17 protein-coding genes are annotated in these 20486 nt (G+C 68.8%); 11 read left to right on the top strand and 6 right to left on the bottom strand.

Features of this window, described 5'->3' with window-relative positions:
- Positions 1-20 precede the first annotated feature (20 nt).
- From aceF to ACILR4_RS18980, 4 genes are all read left to right on the top strand, one after another.
- Positions 21-1694: a dihydrolipoyllysine-residue acetyltransferase gene (gene aceF, locus ACILR4_RS18995; protein WP_395702439.1), complete on the top strand. Its 1674-nt coding sequence runs from the start codon at positions 21-23 to the stop codon at positions 1692-1694.
- The gene (locus tag ACILR4_RS18990; protein ID WP_395702438.1) at positions 1691-2263 is read left to right on the top strand and encodes an MFS transporter; all 573 of its coding nucleotides are present in this window, start codon (positions 1691-1693) and stop codon (positions 2261-2263) included. The genes aceF and ACILR4_RS18990 overlap by 4 nt, the downstream gene beginning before the upstream one ends.
- Positions 2264-2270: 7 nt before the next feature.
- Entirely contained in the window at positions 2271-4061 is a 1791-nt protein-coding gene (gene lpdA / locus ACILR4_RS18985; RefSeq protein WP_395702437.1) for a dihydrolipoyl dehydrogenase, read from the top strand.
- 85 nt (positions 4062-4146) lie between these two features.
- Entirely contained in the window at positions 4147-6180 is a 2034-nt protein-coding gene (locus ACILR4_RS18980; protein ID WP_395702436.1) for an EAL domain-containing protein, read from the top strand.
- Here the strand turns inward: ACILR4_RS18980 and ACILR4_RS18975 are convergent.
- Entirely contained in the window at positions 6173-6721 is a 549-nt protein-coding gene (locus ACILR4_RS18975) for an NUDIX hydrolase (RefSeq protein WP_395702435.1), read from the bottom strand. The genes ACILR4_RS18980 and ACILR4_RS18975 overlap by 8 nt on opposite strands.
- Positions 6722-6809: 88 nt before the next feature.
- Here ACILR4_RS18975 and ACILR4_RS18970 point away from each other — a divergent pair, with 88 nt between their 5' ends.
- Genes ACILR4_RS18970 through pgeF form a run of 3 tightly spaced genes read left to right on the top strand, consistent with a single transcriptional unit; the run spans position 6810 to position 8948 of the window.
- The gene (locus tag ACILR4_RS18970) at positions 6810-7502 is read left to right on the top strand and encodes a fumarylacetoacetate hydrolase family protein (RefSeq protein ID WP_395702434.1); all 693 of its coding nucleotides are present in this window, start codon (positions 6810-6812) and stop codon (positions 7500-7502) included.
- Between the two features lie 20 nt (positions 7503-7522).
- Positions 7523-8155 (top strand): maleylacetoacetate isomerase, encoded by a 633-nt coding sequence (gene maiA / locus ACILR4_RS18965; protein WP_395702433.1) that lies wholly within the window; start codon positions 7523-7525, stop codon positions 8153-8155.
- Positions 8145-8948, top strand: a complete 804-nt coding sequence (gene pgeF / locus ACILR4_RS18960) for a peptidoglycan editing factor PgeF (RefSeq protein WP_395702432.1) — start codon at positions 8145-8147, stop codon at positions 8946-8948. The genes maiA and pgeF overlap by 11 nt, the downstream gene beginning before the upstream one ends.
- On the opposite strand, the gene ACILR4_RS18955 is transcribed toward pgeF, so the two are convergent.
- Positions 8877-9155, bottom strand: coding sequence for a hypothetical protein (locus ACILR4_RS18955; RefSeq protein ID WP_395702431.1), 279 nt, complete (start codon positions 9153-9155; stop codon positions 8877-8879). The genes pgeF and ACILR4_RS18955 overlap by 72 nt on opposite strands.
- Positions 9156-9291: 136 nt before the next feature.
- Here ACILR4_RS18955 and phaC point away from each other — a divergent pair, with 136 nt between their 5' ends.
- The 4 genes from phaC to ACILR4_RS18935 all read left to right on the top strand — a co-directional run bounded on the left by phaC (position 9292) and on the right by ACILR4_RS18935 (position 14354).
- On the top strand, positions 9292-11028 hold the full coding sequence (gene phaC, locus ACILR4_RS18950; RefSeq protein ID WP_395702430.1) for a class I poly(R)-hydroxyalkanoic acid synthase: 1737 nt from the start codon (positions 9292-9294) through the stop codon (positions 11026-11028).
- A gap of 46 nt (positions 11029-11074) precedes the next feature.
- Positions 11075-12256: an acetyl-CoA C-acetyltransferase gene (locus ACILR4_RS18945; RefSeq protein ID WP_395702429.1), complete on the top strand. Its 1182-nt coding sequence runs from the start codon at positions 11075-11077 to the stop codon at positions 12254-12256.
- Positions 12257-12368: 112 nt separating this feature from the next.
- Positions 12369-13106, top strand: a complete 738-nt coding sequence (gene phbB, locus ACILR4_RS18940) for an acetoacetyl-CoA reductase (protein ID WP_395702428.1) — start codon at positions 12369-12371, stop codon at positions 13104-13106.
- Positions 13107-13166: 60 nt separating this feature from the next.
- Entirely contained in the window at positions 13167-14354 is a 1188-nt protein-coding gene (locus tag ACILR4_RS18935; protein WP_395702427.1) for an alpha/beta hydrolase family esterase, read from the top strand.
- 65 nt (positions 14355-14419) lie between these two features.
- Here ACILR4_RS18935 and ACILR4_RS18930 read toward each other — a convergent pair whose 3' ends face one another.
- The 4 genes from ACILR4_RS18930 to ACILR4_RS18915 form a co-directional block, all read right to left on the bottom strand.
- Positions 14420-15652, bottom strand: a complete 1233-nt coding sequence (locus ACILR4_RS18930; protein ID WP_395702426.1) for a hypothetical protein — start codon at positions 15650-15652, stop codon at positions 14420-14422.
- A 134-nt stretch (positions 15653-15786) separates the two neighbouring features.
- The gene (locus tag ACILR4_RS18925) at positions 15787-16755 is read right to left on the bottom strand and encodes an alpha/beta hydrolase (protein WP_395702425.1); all 969 of its coding nucleotides are present in this window, start codon (positions 16753-16755) and stop codon (positions 15787-15789) included.
- Between the two features lie 42 nt (positions 16756-16797).
- Entirely contained in the window at positions 16798-17874 is a 1077-nt protein-coding gene (mnmH, locus tag ACILR4_RS18920; RefSeq protein ID WP_395702424.1) for a tRNA 2-selenouridine(34) synthase MnmH, read from the bottom strand.
- Positions 17871-20483, bottom strand: coding sequence for a [protein-PII] uridylyltransferase (locus ACILR4_RS18915; RefSeq protein ID WP_395702423.1), 2613 nt, complete (start codon positions 20481-20483; stop codon positions 17871-17873). The genes mnmH and ACILR4_RS18915 overlap by 4 nt, the downstream gene beginning before the upstream one ends.
- Between the last annotated feature and the right edge of the window lie 3 nt (positions 20484-20486).

Here is a 20486-nt window from a genome sequence, read left to right as displayed (position 1 = left end):
AAGAGTCGGAGACACACGAGATGGCATTGGTCGAAGTGAAGGTGCCGGACATCGGCGATTTCAAGGATGTCGCGGTCATCGAACTGCTGGTCAAGCCGGGCGACACGGTGAAAGCCGAACAGAGCCTGGTCACGGTGGAGAGCGACAAGGCCTCGATGGAGATTCCCTCCAGCATGGCCGGCGTCGTCAAGGAGCTGAAGGTCGCGCTGGGCGACAAGATCAGCGAAGGTGCGCTGCTGGCGGTGCTGGAAGTGGCTGGCGCGGGCGTTGCCGCAGCGCCGGCCCCGGCCCCTGCTGCAGCGGCCGCCGCTCCTGCACCGGCCCCGGTGGTCGCGCCGGCTGCAGCCGCCGCTGCGGCGGCCGGCCCGGTCGAGGTGGTGGTGCCCGACATCGGTGACTTTGCCGATGTCGCGGTGATCGAGGTGATGGTCAAGGTCGGCGACACGGTCAAGGCCGAGCAGAGCCTGATCACGGTCGAGAGCGACAAGGCCTCGATGGAGATCCCGTCCTCGCATGCGGGCGTCATCAAGGCGCTGAAGGTGGCCGTGGGCGACAAGGTGTCGCAGGGTTCGCCGCTGGCAACGATCGAGGTGGTCGGCGCCGCCGCGGCGCCTGCGGTGGCTCCGGCAGCCGCCGCGCCGGCCCCGGCGCCAGCCGCGGCCACGGTGGCTGCAGCCGCGCCGGCCCCGGTGGCCGAGCGCGTGCCGCCCACGGCGGCATTGCCGCCGCACGAGCCCACTGCCCCCGCGGGGCCGCTGCCGCATGCATCGCCGTCGATCCGCAAGTTCGCACGCGAACTCGGCGTGCCGCTGGAAGAGGTCAAGGGCTCGGGGCCGAAGGGCCGCATCACGCAGGACGATGTGCAAGGCTTCGTCAAGGGCGTGATGGCCGGTGCGGTGCAGACCGCGGCGCAGAAGGCCAAGGCCCCGGCCCCGGCGGCCGCTGCCGCCGGCGGTGGCATCCCGGGCCTGCTGCCCTGGCCCACGGTGGACTTCGCCAAGTTCGGTCCGGTCGAGCGCAAGGACCTCAGCCGCATCAAGAAGATCAGCGGCGCGAACCTGCATCGCAACTGGGTCATGATCCCGCACGTCACCAACAACGACGAAGCGGACATCACCGAGCTCGAAGCCTTCCGCGTCCAGCTGAACAAGGAAAACGAGAAGAGCGGCGTCAAGGTGACGATGCTGGCCTTCGTGATCAAGGCGGTCGTCGCAGCGCTGAAGAAGTTCCCGGACTTCAATGCCAGCCTCGATGGCGATGCACTGGTCTACAAGCAGTACTTCCACATCGGCTTCGCGGCCGACACGCCCAACGGCCTGGTGGTCCCGGTGCTGCGGGATGCCGACAAGAAGGGCCTGATGCAGGTGGCGCAGGAGATGGGCGAGCTGTCCAAGCAGGCCCGCGAGGGCAAGCTGGGACCGGCCGCGATGACGGGCGGCTGCTTCAGCATCAGCAGCCTCGGCGGCATCGGCGGCACGCACTTCACGCCGATCATCAACGCGCCGGAGGTGGCGATCCTGGGCCTGTCCAAGGGTTACCAGAAGCCGGTGTGGGACGGCAAGGCCTTCGTGCCGCGGCTGACGCTGCCGCTGTCGCTGTCCTACGACCACCGCGTGATCGATGGTGCCGCGGCCGCGCGCTTCAACGCCTACCTCGGAGCGCTCCTCGCAGACTTCCGCCGCGTCCTGCTGTGACGACGATCTGCGTCGCGCGCAAGAACGGCCAGGTGGCGATTGCCGGGGACACCTTGGTGACCTTCGGCGACACCCGCCTGGCCCACGGCTACGAGGCCAACGACAAGGTGTTCCGCATCGGCGATTCCTGGATCGGCATGGCCGGCACCACGGCGCACTTTCCGGTGTTGCGCAAGGCACTGGGCGGCTTGGCCGCGGACGAGCTGAAGCTGCACGGCCGCGACGACGTGTTCGACACCTTCCTGCGCCTGCACCCGAAGCTGAAGGAGCACTTCTTCCTGAACACCAAGGAAGAGGATGCCGACCCCTACGAGAGCAGCCAGTTCACGGTGCTGATTGCCAATGTGAGCGGCATCTTCGGCGTGTACTCGTACCGCGAGGTGTTCGAATTCGACCGCTTCTGGGCCATCGGCTCGGGTCGCAGCTTCGCGCTGGGCGCGATGTTCGCGGCCTGGGACAAGGCGAAGACGGCGCGCGAGGTGGTCGACATCGGCGTGCGCGCCGGCTGCGAATTCGACAAGAACTCGGCTGGGCCGATCAAGGCCCATACCCTGAAGACAAAGGATTGAATCCATCATGGCCCTGATCGAAGTGAAAGTGCCGGACATCGGCGACTTCAAGGACGTCGCGGTGATCGAGCTGCTGGTGAAGCCCGGCGACACGGTCAAGCCCGAGCAAAGCCTGGTGACGGTGGAATCGGACAAGGCCTCGATGGAGATTCCGTCGTCGGCCGGCGGCGTGGTCAAGGAACTGAAGGTTGCGCTGGGCGACAAGATCAGCGAGGGCTCGGTGCTGCTGCTGCTGGAGGCCGCAGGGGCGGCGGCTCCGGCGCCGGCCGCTGCACCGGCGGCGCCAGCCGCTGCGCCGGCAGTAGCCCCCGCCGCTGCGGCGCCCGCCGCCGCACCGGTGGCCGCCAGCTACGCCGGCGGTGCCGACATCGAATGCGATGTGCTGGTGCTTGGCGCCGGCCCCGGCGGCTATTCGGCCGCGTTCCGTGCCGCCGACCTCGGCATGAAGACGGTGCTGGTCGAGCGCTACGCCACCCTCGGCGGCGTGTGCCTGAACGTCGGCTGCATCCCGTCGAAGGCGCTGCTGCACGTGGCCGCGGTGATGGACGAGGTCAAGCACTTCGCCGACCTGGGTGTCAGCTTCGGCGCGCCAAGCGTCGAACTGCCCAAGCTGCTGGCGCACAAGAACAAGGTGGTGGGCAAGCTCACCGGCGGCCTGGGTGCGATGGCCAAGATGCGCAAGGTCACCATCGTGCGCGGCTACGGCGCCTTCGCCGATCCGCACCATGTGGTGGTCGAGGAAACCACCGGCAGCGGCCAGCAGAAGACCGGCAAGACGCAGACCATCCGCTTCAAGCAGTGCATCATCGCCGCAGGGTCGCAGGCGGTGCGTCTGCCGTTCCTGCCGGACGACCCGCGCATCGTCGATTCCACCGGCGCGCTGGAACTGCGCCAGGCACCGAAGAAGATGCTGATCGTGGGCGGCGGCATCATCGGCCTCGAGATGGGCACGGTGTACTCCACGCTGGGCGCGCGGCTCGACGTGGTGGAAATGCTCGACGGCCTGATGCAGGGCGCCGACCGCGACCTGGTGCGCGTGTGGCAGAAGATGAACGCGCCGCGCTTCGACAACATCATGCTGAAGACCAGGACGGTCGGCGCGCAGGCGACGGCCGAGGGCATCCGCGTGCAGTTCGAAGCTGCCGATGGCGCGAAGAGCGATGGCCTGTACGACCTGGTGCTGCAGGCCGTGGGCCGCAGCCCGAACGGCAAGAAGATCGCGGCCGATAAGGCCGGCGTCACGGTCACCGACCGTGGCTTCATCCCGGTGGACGTGCAGATGCGCACCAACGTCCCGCACATCTTCGCGATCGGCGACATCGTCGGCCAGCCGATGCTGGCGCACAAGGCGGTGCACGAGGCGCATGTAGCGGCCGAGGTCGCCGCGGGCGACAGCAAGGCGCGTTTCGATGCGCGGGTGATCCCCAGCGTGGCCTACACCGATCCCGAAGTGGCCTGGGTCGGCCTGACCGAGGACGACGCCAAGGCCCGCGGCATCAAGGTGAAGAAGGGCCACTTCCCGTGGACCGCCTCGGGCCGCGCGATCGCCAACACCCGGGACGAAGGCTTCACCAAGCTGTTGTTCGACGAGGAGACGCACCGCATCGTCGGCGGCGGCATCGTCGGCACCCATGCCGGTGACATGATCGGCGAGATTGCGCTGGCCATCGAGATGGGCGCCGACGAGATCGACATCGGCAAGACCATCCATCCGCATCCCACGCTGGGCGAGAGCATCGGCATGGCGGCGGAAATTGCGCACGGTACCTGCACGGACGTGCCGCCGCCGCGCAAGTAGCCCGCGCAGCGCCGCTCAAGTCCGGCGGCAACGGGTCGATAGCGACGAAGAGGGCACGCGCCTGGCGTGCCAGCTTCGTCCGCCCATGCCGCCCGCTTCCGATTTCCCCGTCACCCCTGCGGCACCGGCCGCGCGGGCCGATGCCGTCCGGTCGGCTGCCGTGGCGCGGCCGCCGCGAGCCGGCTCGCTGCACGGGCGCCTGCAGACGCTGCTGCTGGCGGTGGTCCTGCTGTGCCTGCTGGCCGCGCTGCTGGTGCAGCAATGGGCCTCGCGCGAAGCGCTGATGCAGCAGATCGAACGGCAGGATCGGGAGAGTGCCGCCTGGCTGGCGCTGGCGCTCCAGCGCGACGTGCCGGACACGGTCGAGCAGCGCGACGCCGTGCTCGGCGCCCACTTCGCCGCCGCGCGCCTGTCGCTGCTGCAACTGCGCGATGGCGAGGGCCGACTGGTCTGGCAGCGCCGTGCCGAGGCGCGACCCGCCTGGGCGCCCGAGGCCTATGTCGAACTGCTGGACCTGCACCCGCCGGGCGCAACCCTGACCTTGAAGTCCGCGGCCGGCAAGCATGGCGGCAGCGTGCACCTGCGCAGCCAGGCCGCCGACGCGGCCGACGCCTTGTGGCAGGGCCTGCTGCAGACCGCCCTGGTGCTGGCCCTCCTGGGCGGGGTGGTGCTGGCCGGAGGGGCCTGGCGCGTGCGCCAGATCCGCCAGGCCTTGCGCGACGCCGTGGAACAGGCCAATGCGCTGTCAGATGGTCGCTACCTGCGCGTGGCCGAGCCCGTCCTGCGGGAACTTCAGCCGCTGGCCAGCAGCATGAACCTGCTGGTCGATCGCCTGCAGGCGGTGTTCGACGCGCAGGCCGCGCAGCTCGAAGTGCTGCGCCGGCAGGCCCACGCCGATGCCTTGACCGGCTTGCCGGTGCGGCGGCACTTCATCGCCCAGTTCGAGCAACTGCTGGCCGCGGAGTCCAGCCAGGCCAGCCTGGCCTTGCTGCTGCTGCGGGTGCGTGACCTGCAGGGCATGAACCGGCGCATCGGACACAGCGCCACCGACCATGTGCTGCAGGCCGTGGCCCAGACGCTGACGAGCTACCCGCAGCGCTCGGACGGCTGCTTCTCCGGCCGCATGAACGGTTCGGACTTCGCACTGGTGCTGCCGGTGGGGGGCGTGGCGGCCGAGACCGCCCAGGCCCTGGTCCAGGCGCTGCGCATGCCCTTGATCAGCATCGACGCCGCGGCCGGCGTGTCGATCGGGGCGGTCGAGTTGCGCGGCGTCGTCAGTGTGCAGCAGGCGCTGGCGCTGGCCGACGAGGCATTGGCCCTTGCCGAGAGCGACAAGGCCTTCTCGGTGACCTGCCTGAACGGCGACGCCGGCGAGGTCGCGCCCTACGGCGAAGCGGCGTGGCAGCAGCGCCTGACGCAGGCGCTGGAGCAGGGCCGCGTGGCCCTGGGCGCGTTCCCGGTGTGCACCGCCGATGGCCGCGTGCTGCACTTCGATTGCCCGATGCGCGTGCAGCTCGAGCCGGGCGGCGCCTACCAGCCCGCCTCGCGCTGGCTGGCGCAGGCGACGCGGGCCCGGCTGTGCGCGGCGGTCGACGAGACGGCGGTGCAGCTCGCGCTGCAGGCCATCGAAGAGGACGGCCAGGCGCGCTGCATCAACATCGCGGCGCAGTCGCTGGGCGTCAGCGACTTCATGGCTGCTGTTTCGCGCCGGCTGGAAGCCGCACCGCAGGCCGCGACGCGGCTGTGGATCGACCTGCCCGAGACGCTGGCGCTGGACCGGCCGGCGCTGGTGCAGGAAGCCTCGCGCCGCTGGCGGCCGCTGGGCGTGTACATCGGCCTGGAGCATGCGGGCCAGTCGCTCGCGCGCATGCATCGGCTGCTGGAGATGGGACTGGACTGCGTGCGCATCGACGCGCGCTACGTCGACGGCCTGTCCGACCCCGCGGCCCACGATGCCCGGCGCTACCTGCGCGGACTGGTGCAGCTGGTGCAGAGCGTGGGCCTGTCGATCACCGCCGAGGGCGTGCGCGACGAGAACGACCTGGCGCTGCTGTGGACCATGGGCTTCGACGCGGCCACCGGCCCGATCGTGCGGGCCCCCGAGACGCAGCTCAGCTGATGTCGGCCACCCGCAGCGGATAACCTTCGCCGCGGCGGCGGCAGTCGAAGTAGTGCTGCAGCGTTTCGCGCACGGTGCGGAACGCGATCTGGTCCCACGGAATCTCGTGCTCGTGGAACAGCCGCGCCTCCAGCGTCTCGCTGCCGGGGTCGAGCGAGGTGTCGAGCATGCGGGCGCGGTAGAAGAAGTGCACCTGGCCGACGCGCACCACGTTCAGCATCGTGAACAGGCCTTCGAGCGCGATCTTCGCGCCGGCCTCTTCGATGGTCTCGCGCAACGCGCCGTCGGCCACCGTCTCGCCCAGTTCCATGAAGCCCGCCGGCAGGGTCCACAGGCCGTGGCGCGGCTCGATCGCGCGCTTGCACAGCAGCACCTGCTCGCCCCACACCGGCACCGTGCCGACAACGTTCAGCGGGTTCTCGTAATGGATCGTGGTGCAGGCGGGACAGACCGCGCGCTCGCGGTTGTCATCGGCCGGAATGCGGTAGTCGACGGCGGTGCCGCACTGGCGGCAATGTTTGATCTGTCGCGCATGCAGCATGGTGATGGCCAGTGTAGCGGGGAGGCCATGGCATCATCGACGGCAGGCCCCATGGGAGGGCCGCTGCATCGACGTTGGAGAAAGCACCATGAGTTTCGTGATCAACCCGCCGCGCCAGGCGGCCCTGCCCGTCGTGGGCGGTGGCGAGTTCCCGGTCCACCGCATCTACTGCGTCGGCCGCAACTATGCCGAGCATGCGCAGGAGATGGGCTTCACCGGTCGCGAGCCGCCGTTCTTCTTCCTGAAGCCGGCCGATGCGGTGCTGGTGGTCCCCGCCGGCGAGACCGGCACGATGGACTACCCGACGCAGACCAAGAACCTGCATCACGAGATCGAACTGGTGGTGGCCATCGGCACCGGCGGCACGAACATCGCGGCGGCCGATGCGCCGAAGCACATCTGGGGCTATGCGGTCGGCCTGGACATGACGCGGCGCGATCTGCAGAACGAGGCCAAGAAGCAGGGCCGGCCCTGGTGCATCGGCAAGGGCTTCGAGCAGTCGGCGCCGATCGGGCCCGTGCACCCGAAGTCGGCCACCGGCGAGCTGACGCGTGGGGCCGTGACGCTTTCGGTCAATGGCACGCAGCGCCAGAAGGGCGACCTGAGCGACCTGATCTGGAACATCAACGAGACGATCGAGATCCTGTCGAAAGCCTGGACGCTCGCGCCGGGCGACCTCATCTTCACCGGCACGCCGGCCGGCGTCGGCGCGGTGGTCAGTGGCGACGTGATGGAAGGCGCGGTCGAGGGCCTGGGCACGCTGCGCGTGGCGGTCCGCTGAGGCGGGGGGAGACGCAGGCGATGGAGCTCTACAACTACTTCCGCTCGTCGGCCTCGTACCGTGTGCGCATCGCGCTGGCGCTCAAGGGCCTGCGCTACGACTACAAGCCGGTGCACCTGGTCAAGAACGAGCAGTTCAACGAGTCCTACGCGGCGGTGGCGGCGTCGCGCCTGGTGCCGCTGCTGAAGGATGGCGATGCGTACCTGACGCAATCGCTGGCGATCATCGAGTACCTCGACGAGACCCACCCTGAGCCGCCGCTGCTGCCGCCCGATGCGCTGGGGCGCGCGCGCGCCCGCGCGCTGGCGCTGGACATCGCCTGCGAGATCCATCCCCTGAACAACCTGCGCGTGCTGCGCTACCTGACCGGCCCGATGAAGCTGTCCGAGGAGGACAAGGACCGCTGGTACCGGCATTGGGTGGAGACCGGGCTGGAGGTCGTCGAGCGCCAGCTGGCCGCGTCACCAACACGTTATTGCCACGGCGACCTGCCGGGCCTGGCCGACTGCGTGCTGGTGCCGCAGATCTTCAATGCCCGGCGCCTCGACTGTCGCACCGACCACGTGCCGAACGTGATGCGCGTGTTCGACGCCTGCATGCAGCTGGAGGCCTTCGACAGCACGCAGCCGTCCAAGTGCCCGGATGCTGCCTGAGGCGGCACTGCCCGACGCCCTGCGGCCGGACTGGCCCGCTCCGCCGGGCATTCGGGCGCTGATGAGCACGCGGGGCGGCGGGGTCAGCGCCGCGCCCTTCGACAGCCTGAACCTGCGCCCGCCCGGCCTGCGCGGCGATGCGCTCGACGAGCCCGCCGCGGTGTGGGAGAACCAGCGCCGCTTTGCCGCCGCGTTGGGGGCCACGCCGGTGTACCTGGACCAGGTGCACGGGGCCGACGTGGTGACGCTGGATCGCGCGGACCTGGCGCCGGGCCGTCCGTTCCATCGCGCCGACGCCAGCATCACACAGACGCCCGGCATTGCCTGCACGGTGCTGGTGGCCGACTGTCTGCCGCTGCTGTTCTGCAGCCGCGATGGCCGCGCGGTCGGCGCCGCGCATGCCGGCTGGCGCGGGCTGGCGGGTGGGGTGATCGAGCGGACGGTGCAGGCGCTGTGCCAGGCCGCGGCGTGTGCCCCCGAGGACCTGTGCGTGTGGCTGGGGCCCTGCATCGGGCCGCGGCAGTTCGAGGTGGGCGCCGATGTGCTGGTGGCCTTCGGCGTCGAACCGGGAGGACCCGTGTCCGCGCGGTTCCGGCCCCGGCGGCGTCCCGATGGCCAGATGCGCTGGCTGGCCGATCTGCCGGCACTGGCGCGCGACCGGCTGGCGTCGCTCGGCGTGCGCGAGATCAGCGGTGGTCAGTGGTGCACCGTGGCGTCACCGTTACGGTTCTTCTCCTTCCGGCGCGACCGGATCACGGGTCGCATGGCCGCGGCCATCGCCATCGGGCACTGACGCGTTTGCGTCCGCGGCGGCTTCTTTCGCGCGGCGTGCGCGCCGGCGCATGGGCGTGCCCATCAGGTACAGCACGATCGACAGGGGCAGCACGCCGTACAGCAGCAGCGTGAAGAACGCGCCCAGGACTGTGCCCTGCGGCGACGTGGCTTCGGCCAGCGTCATCAGCAGCACGACAAACAGCCAGGCGACGGCAACGATGTGCATTTCAAATCATGATACGCAATATCGCGTAACGAAAACCCTGTCATCCTCGGGTAAGCTCTAGGTCGTACAACGTGACCTGGTGCACACAGCATCGCACACTGACCGGCGGGGCCACTGCCGCAGCGAGGAGACACGCATGAAGAAGCAGCGCATCCCAGCACCGCTCCAGGCCGCGAGCGACGCGACGGAGGCGATCCAGGCCGCAGCCAGCAGCATGGCCGGCGGCGCCGAGGCTTTCGGCCAGGCGATCGGGCAGGCCGTGAAGTCGATGGCCGGGCTGAGCGTGCCGCTGGACACGCTGGCCAAACTGCAGGCCGACTACGTGAGCCAGGCCACCGAGCTGTGGAACGCCGCCCTGGGGCGGGCGCAGCAGGCCGGCGGCAGCCAGCAGATCCGCGACAAGCGCTTCGCCAGCGAAGCCTGGGCCACCAATCCGGCCGCCGCGATGGCCGCGCAAAGCTACCTGCTGAACGCCCGCACGCTGATGCAGCTGGCCGAGGCGGTGCAGGGCGACCCCAAGACCAAGGCCCGCATCCGCTTTGCCGTGCAGCAGTGGGTGGATGCGGCCAGTCCGGCGAACTACCTGGCGCTGAACCCCGAGGCCCTTGGCAAGGCTGTCGACACCGGTGGCGAGAGCATCGCGCACGGCATCCAGCAACTGTGGCAGGACATTGGCAAGGGCCACATGTCGCAGACCGACGAGAGCGTGTTCGAGGTCGGCCGCAACGTGGCCACCAGCGAAGGCGCCGTGGTGTTCGAGAACGAGCTGTTCCAGCTCATCGAATACAAGCCGCTGACGCCCAAGGTGTTCGAGCGGCCGATCCTGTTCGTGCCCCCGTGCATCAACAAGTACTACATCCTCGACCTGCAACCCGAGAACTCGGTGATCCGCTACACGGTGGAGCAGGGCCATCGGGTGTTCGTCGTGAGCTGGCGCAACCCCGATGTGTCGCTGGCCGCCAAGACCTGGGACGACTACATCGCCGATGGCGCCATCAAGGCGATCGAGGTGGTGCAGGCGATCTCCGGCGCGTCGACGATCAACACGCTGGGCTTCTGCGTCGGCGGCACCATCCTCGCCACGGCGCTGGCGGTGCTGGCGGCGCGCGGCGAGCATCCGGCCGCATCGGTGACCCTGCTGACCACGCTGGTCGACTTCAGCGACACCGGCATCCTCGACGTGTTTGTCGACGAGCCCTCGGTGCAACTGCGCGAGATGACGATCGGGGCGCAGGCGCCCAACGGCCCGGGCCTGCTCAAGGGCAAGGAACTGGCCACCACCTTCAGCTTCCTGCGGCCGAACGACCTGGTGTGGAACTACGTGGTCGGCAACTACCTGAAGGGCGAGGCGCCGCCGCCGTTCGACCTGCTGTACTGGAACGGGGACTCCACCAACCTGCCGGGACCGATGTACTGCTGGTACCTGCGCCATACCTACTTGCAGAACGAGCTGAAGCAGCCCGGCAAGCTCACCGTGTGCGGCGAGCCGCTGGACCTGAGCGCGGTGAAGGCACCGATGTTCATCTACGGCTCGCGCGAGGACCACATCGTGCCCTGGCACGCCGCCTATGCCAGCACCGGCGTCTTCAAGGGGCCGCGCAAGTTCGTGCTGGGCGCGTCGGGCCACATCGCCGGCGTGATCAACCCGGCGTCGAAGAACAAGCGCAGCCACTGGGTCAACGACAAGCTGCCGGCCCAGGCCGAAGACTGGCTGGCCGGCGCCACCGAGAAGCCCGGCAGCTGGTGGACCGAATGGGCCGCATGGCTCAAGGGCCACGCTGGCAAGACAATTGCTGCACCGAAGGCTTATGGCAGCCGGCAGCACTCCGTGATCGAACCCGCCCCGGGCCGCTACGTCAAGCAGAAGGCCTGAGCGCCTTCGCCTCGCCCGCCACACTGTCCACTTGAAGGAGACTTTCATGAGCACTGACATCGTCATCGTCGCCGCCGCGCGCACTGCCGTCGGCAAGTTCGGCGGCTCGCTGGCCAAGATCGCCGCGCCCGAACTGGGCGCGACCGTGATCAAGGCCCTGCTGGAGCGCAGCGGCCTGTCCGGCGAGCAGATCAACGAGGTCATCCTCGGCCAGGTGCTCACGGCCGGCTCGGGCCAGAACCCGGCGCGGCAGTCGGTCATCAAGTCGGGCCTGCCCAACACGGTGCCGGCGATGACGATCAACAAGGTCTGCGGCTCGGGCCTGAAGGCGGTGATGCTGGCGGCGCAGGCCATCCGCGACGGCGACAGCGAGATCGTGATCGCCGGCGGCCAGGAGAACATGTCCGCGGCGCCGCACGTGCTGCTGAACTCGCGCGACGGCCAGCGCATGGGCGACTGGAAGATGATCGATTCGATGATCACCGACGGCCTGTGGGACGTCTACAACCAGTACCACATGGGCATCACGGCCGAGAACGTGGCCAAGCAGTACGGCATCACCCGCGAGCAGCAGGACGCGCTGGCGCTGGCCTCGCAGCAGAAGGCCGCTGCGGCGCAGGAATGCGGCCGCTTCAAGGACGAGATCGTGCCGGTGGTGATCCCGCAGAAGAAGGGTGACCCGGTGGTCTTCGCGGCCGACGAGTTCATCAACAAGAAGACCAGTGCCGAAGCGCTGGCGGGCCTGCGTCCGGCCTTCGACAAGGCGGGCGGCGTGACGGCAGGCAATGCCTCGGGCATCAACGACGGCGCCGCCGCGGTGATGGTGATGAGTGCGGCCAAGGCTGCCGCGCTGGGCCTGAAGCCGCTGGCGCGCATCGCCAGCTATGCCAGCGCGGGTCTCGATCCGGCCATCATGGGCATGGGCCCGGTGCCTGCTGCACGCAAGGCGCTGGAGCGCGCCGGCTGGAAGGCCGCCGACCTCGACCTGCTGGAGATCAATGAAGCCTTCGCGGCCCAAGCCTGCGCGGTGCACAAGGAAATGGGCTGGGACACCAGCAAGGTCAACGTCAATGGCGGCGCCATCGCCATCGGCCACCCGATCGGCGCGTCGGGCTGCCGCATCCTGGTCACGCTGCTGCACGAGATGGCCAAGCGCGATGCGAAGCGCGGCATCGCCTCGCTGTGCATCGGCGGCGGCATGGGCGTGGCGCTCACGGTGGAACGCTGATCGTCCCCCCAATTCCGCGCCGCAGCGAGCAGGGCGAACCCGATTGACCGCCACGCGGCTTGGGATCACGCTGGCTTCGGCGCCTCAACTTCAATACACAAGGAGCAAAGTGATGGCAGAAAAACTGGCGTACGTGACGGGCGGCATGGGTGGGATCGGTACCGCGATCTGCCAGCGCCTGGCCAAGGAAGGCTTCAAGGTCATCGCCGGTTGCGGACCGAGCCGCGACTTCCAGAAGTGGCTGGACGAGCAGAAGGCGCTGGGCTTCACGTTCTACGCCTCGGTGGGCAATGTGGCCGACTGGGATTCGACCGTCGAGGCCTTCTCGAAGGCGGTGGCCGAGCATGGTTCGATCGACGTGCTGGTGAACAACGCCGGCATCACGCGCGACCGCATGTTCCTGAAGATGTCGCCGGAGGACTGGAAGGCCGTCATCGACACCAACCTCAACAGCATGTTCAACGTCACCAAGCAGGTGGTGCCGGGCATGGTCGAGAAGGGCTGGGGCCGCATCATCCAGATCTCGTCGGTCAATGGCGAGAAGGGCCAGGCCGGCCAGACGAACTACTCGGCGGCCAAGGCCGGCATGCATGGCTTCACGATGGCGCTGGCACAGGAACTCGCCGCCAAGGGCGTGACGGTCAATACGGTCAGCCCGGGCTACATCGGGACCGACATGGTGCGCGCGATCAAGCCTGAGGTGCTGGAGAAGATCGTCGCGACGATTCCCGTCAAGCGCCTGGGCACGCCGGAAGAAATCGGCTCGATTGTTGCTTGGCTGGCCAGCGAGGATTCCGGCTTCACCACCGGGGCTGACTTCAGCTGCAACGGCGGCTTGCACATGGGCTGAAGCCCGACAGCATTCCTCAACGCGGCCGTGCTATATACGGCTGAGGAGGAAGCCTTGGGCATGTCCAGCAAGTTCAGCATCCGGGCCGTGGCGGGCGCATCGGCGCTGGCCGCGGCCTTTGCATTCCAGCCGTTGGTGCGTGCCGCCACGACCACGGTCGACCCCGTGGATGCCGCCACGCAGCTGATGGACTTCGGCGAGAAGACCTTTCCGCAGTTCTTCCCGAAGCACCAGCAGAACATCACCAGCCTGCCGCCCTACATCTACCGCTACTACCCCGATACCGGCATCTACCTTGGCGTGGCGGACGGCAAGGTGTACGTGCTGGGCGGTTCCTGGCCCGACATCACCTATGTCGGCGACCTGGGCAGCTTCATCAGCCCAGTGCGCAGCTCGGGCCTGCTGAAGAACATCACCCTCCCGGGCTTCGGCAACCAGATCTTCGTGCTGCAGCCGGCCGGCGCCACGCGGGCCATCGTGTTCCTGCATGGCGGGGGCGGCACCAACTACGGGCTGGCCAACAGCCTGGGCCTGAACAGCACCGCCTCGGCGCCTACCACCGACACGGCCGATTGGCCCTGGCTGGTGTCGAACAAGACCATCGTCGTGTTCCCGCAGGGGCTGAACATTCCTTCCGCGCCGCTGGCGCAAGGCTGGTCCAACCACACGATGACCTCGGGTCAGGACGACGTGGCCTTCCTGAAGGCCCTGGCCGCGTACATCAAGAGCACCTATGGCGTGTCCGACATCGTGCTGGCCGGCCATTCGATGGGCGGCGCGATGACGAACCGCATGTGGTGCGAGGCGCCCACCACCTTCAAGGCCTACGTGTCGCTGGCGGGTCCGGCATCGAGTTATTACCTGGACCCCAACACGCCCTGCAACCCGGGTGCGAATGCCGCCCCGTACTACGGCATCTTCGCCGGCAGCGACCAGATCATGCAGAACAGCGGCAAGTGGGATGCGCTGACCTGGCGCCTGTCACCACTGGTGTCCAGCGGCCCGGCTTTCGACAATCCCATCATGATTGGCGAATGGCAGCAGTACGTGCGCCGCGCGCAGATGATGTGCGGCGAGACTCCGCAGCTCAGCGCCAAGACCAGCACCGGCACGGTCGACAAGTGGAGTCACTGCGGCGGCCGCCTGCAGCTGTGGGATGTGCTGCAGGCGCAGCACGAGGTCGATTCGATCCAGTCCAACGCCGGCACGCCGCTGATCAACCTGATCGCTGACTTCCTGAACCGCTGAAAATGCCAAGAGGCCCCGCAGGGCCTCTCGTTGCCGTTCACCCCAGGCGGCCGGGGCCCCCAGGTTCAGGGTTCCTGGAACAGCATCACGCGTTGCACGCTGTCGACGATGTACTGCTGCAGCACCGGCGCGGGGCTGGCAACGCGGGCCGGGGTTTCCAGGCGCGCGTAGGGGTACTGCGTGCCGTCGACCGGCGCGGGGTGCATCAGCACGTAGCCGCCGGCGAAGGTCTGGCCCTTGTCGGTTGACACCAGCGTCTTCGAGAACTTGCCGCCGACGTTCGAGGTGATCTGGATCTTGCTGCCGCCAACGAAACTGGCCTGGCAGTACGCGGCCTGGCCATCGGTGGTCAACGTGCGCACGGTGTTCCACACGCCGGTGCGTACCGGGTAGCGGAAGTACTTGATGTTGCCGGCGTCGACCATCGCCATGTGGATGTTGCCCGCATCGTCGGTGGTCAGGTTGAAGTGGCTGGAGTAGGGATCGCTGCCCGAGCCGCTGCTCCGCGTGTACAGCAGCTGGGTGGTCCAGGCGCTGTTGTCAGGCAGGCTGTTGTCGCGCTTGGACCAGTACACCTTGTCGTGCACCGAGAACACCATGCCCATCGCGTTCGGCAGGGCCACCGGGCGCGCGCTGCGTTCGATCGAGGTGTTGTCCACCGCGCCGAAGGTGAGGCCGGTGTCGGTCCACACGTTGCCGCCGGCGCTGCGCTTGGCCATGCGGATCATGTAGTTGCCGGTGGAGGTGTTCTGCGCGACGTAGGCCACCCAGGCATTGCCGACGGTGTCGAAGGCGATGGCCGGGTTCAGCGCGATGGCGTTCGGCGAGGCGAACACCGCCTGCGAGCCGGTGGGCGTCCAGGTCTTGGTGCCGACGTTGTACTGCAGGCCGGCGTGGATGATGACGTTGTTGACGTTGTTGTAGACCAGCGAGAGGTTGTCGCCGACCAGCGCGCCGTCGGAGGTGGACATCGAGCCGGTGTTGCCGGTGGAGATGGCCAGGGTCCAGCTGACGCCGTTGTCGAAACTGCTGTACAGCTGCAGGCCCGCATTCGGCGCCAGCGTGCCACGGTTGATCACCACGTGCAGCGCACCGTCGCTGGTCTGCCACATGTGCTCCTGGTGGCGGTAGGAGATCATGCGGTCGGCATTGCTCGTGAGATCGGGCACTTCCTGCGCCGGCACCACCACCGGAGTGGCCTGGGCATGCGCGCCGATCGACAGGCCAGCCAGCACCACCAGGCCCGCGGCGGCGCGCAGCGAAAGGCGGGCAATCAATGACGAGGTGTTCATCAGCATGCAGCTTGTCCTGTCGGCCTTGCGGCCAGGTCCATGGTCCAACACGATTATCCGAGGGTCCGCAGACCGGGTCTGTCCCCTGAATCGGGAGAGCAGCCACCAGGGAACCGGCGGGTTCGCGACATATTCACGCCTCATGGCAGCCCGAGGCCGCGCATGAAGGCCTCGACCTGCGCGGTGTACTCCCCCGGCTCGCCGAGCTTGCCGTTCACGTCGCCGTGGGTCATGTCCACTGGCAGCACGCTCACCTTGCCGCCGAACCCGGTGGCCTTGGCCGCGTAGGCCTTGGCCTGCGGGCAGGAGTCGCTGCGCTTGGTCGAGCACACCAGCAGCATCGGCGCCGGCGCGGCGCTGAGCCGATGGAACGGGGAGGCCTGCTCCCAGAAGCCTCGGTCGCTGCCGAAGACACGGTCGTAGAAGCGGTAGTGCTTCGTCTTCATGATGTCGACGATGTCGAAGGCCGCGCTGTCCAGCGAGACCGTGCCGAGCCAGGGCCTGGCACCGTGGGCAGCGGCCAGGCCGCGGTCCGACGCGATCATCGACACCAGGTGGGCGCCGGCCGAATGGCCCATCACCAGCACGCGGCTGCCGTCGCCGCCCCACTCGGCTGCCTTGCCTTGCACGAAGGCCAGTGCACGCGCCACGTCGTCGACCTGGTCCATCACCTTCGGCGAGCGAGACATGCGGTAATTCGGCGAGGCCACGATGTAGCCCTTGGGCAGCCAGTGGCCGACCTTGTTGAGCACCACCTTCGACGCGGCCTTGTCGCCCACCATCCAGGCGCCGCCATGCACCATGAACAGGATCGGTGCGTCCTTGGCCTTGGCAGGGATGTAGACATCGAGCTTCTGCGCCGCATCGCTGCCGTAGGACAGGTCGGTCAGCGCGCGCGCACCGGCGGGCAGCGCGATCTTGGCCTTCCCTTCGGTGCCGGCGCCTTCGAGCTCCTCGCTGCCGGAGGGGCCCTCCCTGGCTTCAGCCGCCTGTTGGCGGCGATGCTCGCGGCGTTCGCGGATCGCGTCGAGCAGCGGGCCGGCGAAGGCCCCGGGCAGCAGCGCGGCGAGCAGCAAGGAGCACAGCGCAAGGCGGACGGAAGGTTTCATCGGGCAGCAACTCCACGCCGGACGGCTTTCAGCATAACGCCGTCACGCGACGGTGGGCTGACTGGCCGGCAGCAGCACCGCACAGGCCTGCTGCAGCGCCGGCGCACCGCCGTCGGGCAGATGCAGGATCCGGGCCTGCGCGATGCCGCGGTAGAGCTGGTCGGTCGAGCGCTTGTACAGCGGGTCGTAGTGCTGCGCCAGCAGTTCGGCCAGCAGGCCCGGCCAGTCGGCCGCGCGGGCCAGGGACTGCCAGCGCTCGACGGTGGCATGCCCGCGCAGGCTGACCAGGCCCTGCAGCAGCGAGCACAGTGTTTCCGGCTCGGCCGTGAGCGGCGCATAGTCCTCCAGCAGCAGCGCGATGCGCGCGGCCTCGGGCATTTCGACCTGCACGCAGCGGCCCTGCTGCTGCATCTGCATGACCAGCGCATCGGGCAGCTGCAGCGCGCCGATCTTGCGGCTCTCGGCCTCCACGAACACCGGTCGCGCGGGGTCGAGCGCCCGCAGCGCCTGCCACAGCAGCGTGTCGAAGCGCTTCTGCGCCGGCTGCGGCCGGCCCGGCACGCCGCCCAGCAGCGAGCCGCGGTGGCAGGCCAGCGCCTCCAGGTCCAGCACCTGCGCGCCGGCCGCACCCAGCGCCTGCAGCAGCCTTGTCTTGCCGCTGCCGGTGCGGCCCAGCAGCACCTGGAAATCGAAGCGCGCCGGCAGCGCGTTCAGACCCTCGCGCACCAGCGTGCGAAAGCCCTTGTAGCCGCCTTCGAGCCGCGTGGTCCGAAAGCCGATCTGGTCCAGCACCAGCGCCAGCGAGCCCGAGCGCTGCCCGCCGCGCCAGCAGTAGACCAGGGGCTGCCACTCGCGCGGCTTGTCCTGCACACCCTGCTCGAGCCAGCGGGCGATGTTGCGCGAGACCAGCGCGGCGCCCAGCTTGCGCGCGGCCAGCGGCGATTCCTGCACGTACAAGGTGCCGACGATGCGGCGCTCTTCGTCGTCCAGCACCGGCCAGTTCACGGCACCGGGCAGGTGGTCCTCGGCGTACTCGGCCGGCGAGCGCACGTCGATGATGGTGTCGAAGCCGGCCAGCTGCGCCACGGCGCCGGCCGCGTCGATCGTTCGCAGGCTCATCGCAAGGGCATCAGTGCGTCGAGCAGCTCGCTCTCGATCTGAAGCTGGGCCTTGTTCTGCTGCAGCGAGGGCCCGTCGATCAGGAAGGTGTCCTCGACCCGCTCGCCCAGCGTGGTGACCTTGGCCAGCTGCAGGTTCACATGGTGCTGCGCCAGCACGCGGGCAATGGCGTACAGCAGGCCCGAGCGGTCGCTGGCGCTGACCGACAGCAGCCAGCGCTGCGCACGCTCGTCCGGCCGCAGCGACACCCGCGGCGTGATCGGGAAGGACTTGACGCGGCGCGACACTCGGCCGCGGCTGGGCTCGGGCAGCGGGTTGTCGCTGGCCAGCGCCTGGCTCAGCTGGGTCTCGATCAGCGAGATCAGGTCGCGGTAGCCGGCCTGGTCGCCCTCGTAGCCCGGCCGCACGATCTGGAAGGTGTCCAGCGCATAGCCGGTGCGGCTGGTGTGGATCTTGGCGTCCTGGATCGAGTAGCCGGCGCCGTCGAAGTAGCCGCAGATGCGTGCGAACAGGTCCGGCCGGTCGGGCGAGTACACCAACACCTGCAGGCCATCGCCCACGGGCGAAGGCCGCGTGCGCACCACTGGCTCGGTGGTCTCGATGTGGCGCCACAGCGCGCGCGCATGCCAGGCGATCTCGGTCGCGTCGTGGCGCGCGAAGTAGCTCAGCTCCAGCGTCTTCCACAGCGGCCCCTCGGTGCCGGGCAAGGCCGAATGCAGCGCGAGGATCTGCCGCGCTTCCTGCTTGCGCGCCTCGGTCTCGGCGTCGAGGTTGGGCTTGGCGCCGCCCAGCGCACGTAGCGTGATGCGGTACAGGTCCTCGAGCAGCTTGCCCTTCCAGGCGTTCCACACCTTCGGGCTGGTGCCGCGGATGTCGGCCACCGTCAGCAGGTACAGCGCGGTCAGGCGCCGCACGTTGCCGGCCTTCAGCGCGAAGGCGCGGATCACGTCGGCATCGGACAGGTCTTCCTTCTGCGCCACCGTGCTCATCGTCAGGTGGTTCTTGACGAGGAACTCGATCAGCGCGGCATCCTCGCGCGCGATGCCGTGGTCGCGGCAGAAGCGCCGCACCTCGATGGCGCCGAGGTCGGAGTGGTCACCGCCGCGGCCCTTGGCCACGTCATGGAACAGCGCGGCGACGTACAGGATCTCGGGCTTGTCCCATTCGCTGGCCAGCTGCGAGCAGAACGGGTACTCGTGCGCATGCTCGGGGATGAAGAAGCGCCGCACGTTGCGCAGCACCATCAGGATGTGCTGATCCACCGTGTAGACGTGGAACAGGTCGTGCTGCATGCGGCCGACGATGCGGCGGAACACCCACAGGTAGCGGCCCAGCACCGAGGTCTGGTTCAGCAGCCGGAAGGCATGCGTGATGCCCTGCGGCTGGCGCAGGATTTCCATGAAGGTGGCCCGGTTGGCCGGGTCGGCGCGGAAGCGCCCGTCCATCACGTTGCGGGCGTTGTACAGCGCGCGCAGCGTGCGGGCCGAGAGCCCCTTGATGCCCGGCGTCTGCTGGAACACCAGAAAGGTCTCGAGGATGGTGTGCGGCCGCTCGACATAGAGATCGTCGCGCGCCACTTCCAGCATGCCGCCGCGGTCGAGGAAATGCTCGTCGATCGCGCGCATCGGCGCGGCCTCGGAGCCGGCGATGCGTTCCTCGATGTTGAGCATCAGGATCTGGTTCAGCTGCGTCACCGCCTTGGCCGCCCAGTAGTAGCGGTGCATCAGCACTTCGGACGAGCGCTGCGCGCGCGTGGCCTGGTAGCCGAAGCTCTCGGCCACCGCGGTCTGCAGGTCGAACACCAGCCGGTCCTCGCGGCGGCCGGCCACCGCATGCAGGCGCGCGCGGATGACCTTCAGCGTGCCCTCGTTGCGCTGCAGCTGCTTCACTTCGAAGGGGGTGATCAGGCCGTTGGCGGCCAGTTCGCTCCAGCTGCGGCCGAGGCCCGCGGCGCGGGCCACCCACATCACCACCTGCAGGTCGCGCAGGCCGCCGGGGCTTTCCTTGCAGTTGGGCTCGAGCGAGTAGGGCGTGTCCTCGTATTTCACATGGCGCTGGCGCATTTCCAGCGTTTTGGCACGAAAGAAGGCGGCCGGGTCCATCACCGCCGCGGTGGCGCGGCGGAACAGCACGAACGGGCGCTTGCTGCCGGCGATGACACGCGACTCGAGCAGCGCCGTCTGCACCGTGACGTCGGCCTGTGCCTCGGCCACGCATTCGTCCACCGTGCGCACCGAGGAGCCGATCTCCAGGCCGATGTCCCAGCAGGCGGTGATGAAGCCTTCCACCGCGGCGCGCAGCGCATCGGTGGTGGCGCCGCTGGGCAGCAGCACCAGCACGTCGATGTCGGAGTACGGGAACAGCTCGCCACGGCCGTATCCGCCGACGGCCACCAGCGCCGCGCCGGGCGGCATCGCCGCACTGCGCCACAGGTCGCACAGCGTCGCGTCAACATGCCGCGTCAGCGCCTTGACCAGCCGCGTGGCGGCCGGGGCCGAGGCGCGCGACTGCAGGAAGTGGTCGATCAGCGCCTTCTTGCCATCGCGAAAGCGTGCGCGCAGCGCGGCGACACCGCCACTCGTGGGCGCGGGCTGCACGGCAGTGAGCACGGC

The organism is Aquabacterium sp. (genome assembly GCF_044226965.1).
Taxonomy (GTDB): domain Bacteria; phylum Pseudomonadota; class Gammaproteobacteria; order Burkholderiales; family Burkholderiaceae_C; genus Pseudaquabacterium.
Note: the sequence above shows the minus strand (reverse complement) of the source record. Positions and strands in the feature narration are given on the sequence as shown.

Coding starts and splice junctions, on each gene's coding strand:
- maiA (WP_395702433.1), top strand. CDS start 7,523: ATGGAGCTCTACAACTACTTCCGCTCGTCGGCCTCGTACCGTGTGCGC.
- lpdA (WP_395702437.1), top strand. CDS start 2,271: ATGGCCCTGATCGAAGTGAAAGTGCCGGACATCGGCGACTTCAAGGAC.
- ACILR4_RS18980 (WP_395702436.1), top strand. CDS start 4,147: ATGCCGCCCGCTTCCGATTTCCCCGTCACCCCTGCGGCACCGGCCGCG.
- ACILR4_RS18945 (WP_395702429.1), top strand. CDS start 11,075: ATGAGCACTGACATCGTCATCGTCGCCGCCGCGCGCACTGCCGTCGGC.
- ACILR4_RS18935 (WP_395702427.1), top strand. CDS start 13,167: ATGTCCAGCAAGTTCAGCATCCGGGCCGTGGCGGGCGCATCGGCGCTG.
- ACILR4_RS18975 (WP_395702435.1), bottom strand. CDS start 6,721: ATGCTGCATGCGCGACAGATCAAACATTGCCGCCAGTGCGGCACCGCC.
- ACILR4_RS18930 (WP_395702426.1), bottom strand. CDS start 15,652: ATGCTGATGAACACCTCGTCATTGATTGCCCGCCTTTCGCTGCGCGCC.
- ACILR4_RS18955 (WP_395702431.1), bottom strand. CDS start 9,155: ATGCACATCGTTGCCGTCGCCTGGCTGTTTGTCGTGCTGCTGATGACG.
- mnmH (WP_395702424.1), bottom strand. CDS start 17,874: ATGAGCCTGCGAACGATCGACGCGGCCGGCGCCGTGGCGCAGCTGGCC.
- phaC (WP_395702430.1), top strand. CDS start 9,292: ATGAAGAAGCAGCGCATCCCAGCACCGCTCCAGGCCGCGAGCGACGCG.
- ACILR4_RS18925 (WP_395702425.1), bottom strand. CDS start 16,755: ATGAAACCTTCCGTCCGCCTTGCGCTGTGCTCCTTGCTGCTCGCCGCG.
- aceF (WP_395702439.1), top strand. CDS start 21: ATGGCATTGGTCGAAGTGAAGGTGCCGGACATCGGCGATTTCAAGGAT.
- phbB (WP_395702428.1), top strand. CDS start 12,369: ATGGCAGAAAAACTGGCGTACGTGACGGGCGGCATGGGTGGGATCGGT.
- ACILR4_RS18970 (WP_395702434.1), top strand. CDS start 6,810: ATGAGTTTCGTGATCAACCCGCCGCGCCAGGCGGCCCTGCCCGTCGTG.
- pgeF (WP_395702432.1), top strand. CDS start 8,145: ATGCTGCCTGAGGCGGCACTGCCCGACGCCCTGCGGCCGGACTGGCCC.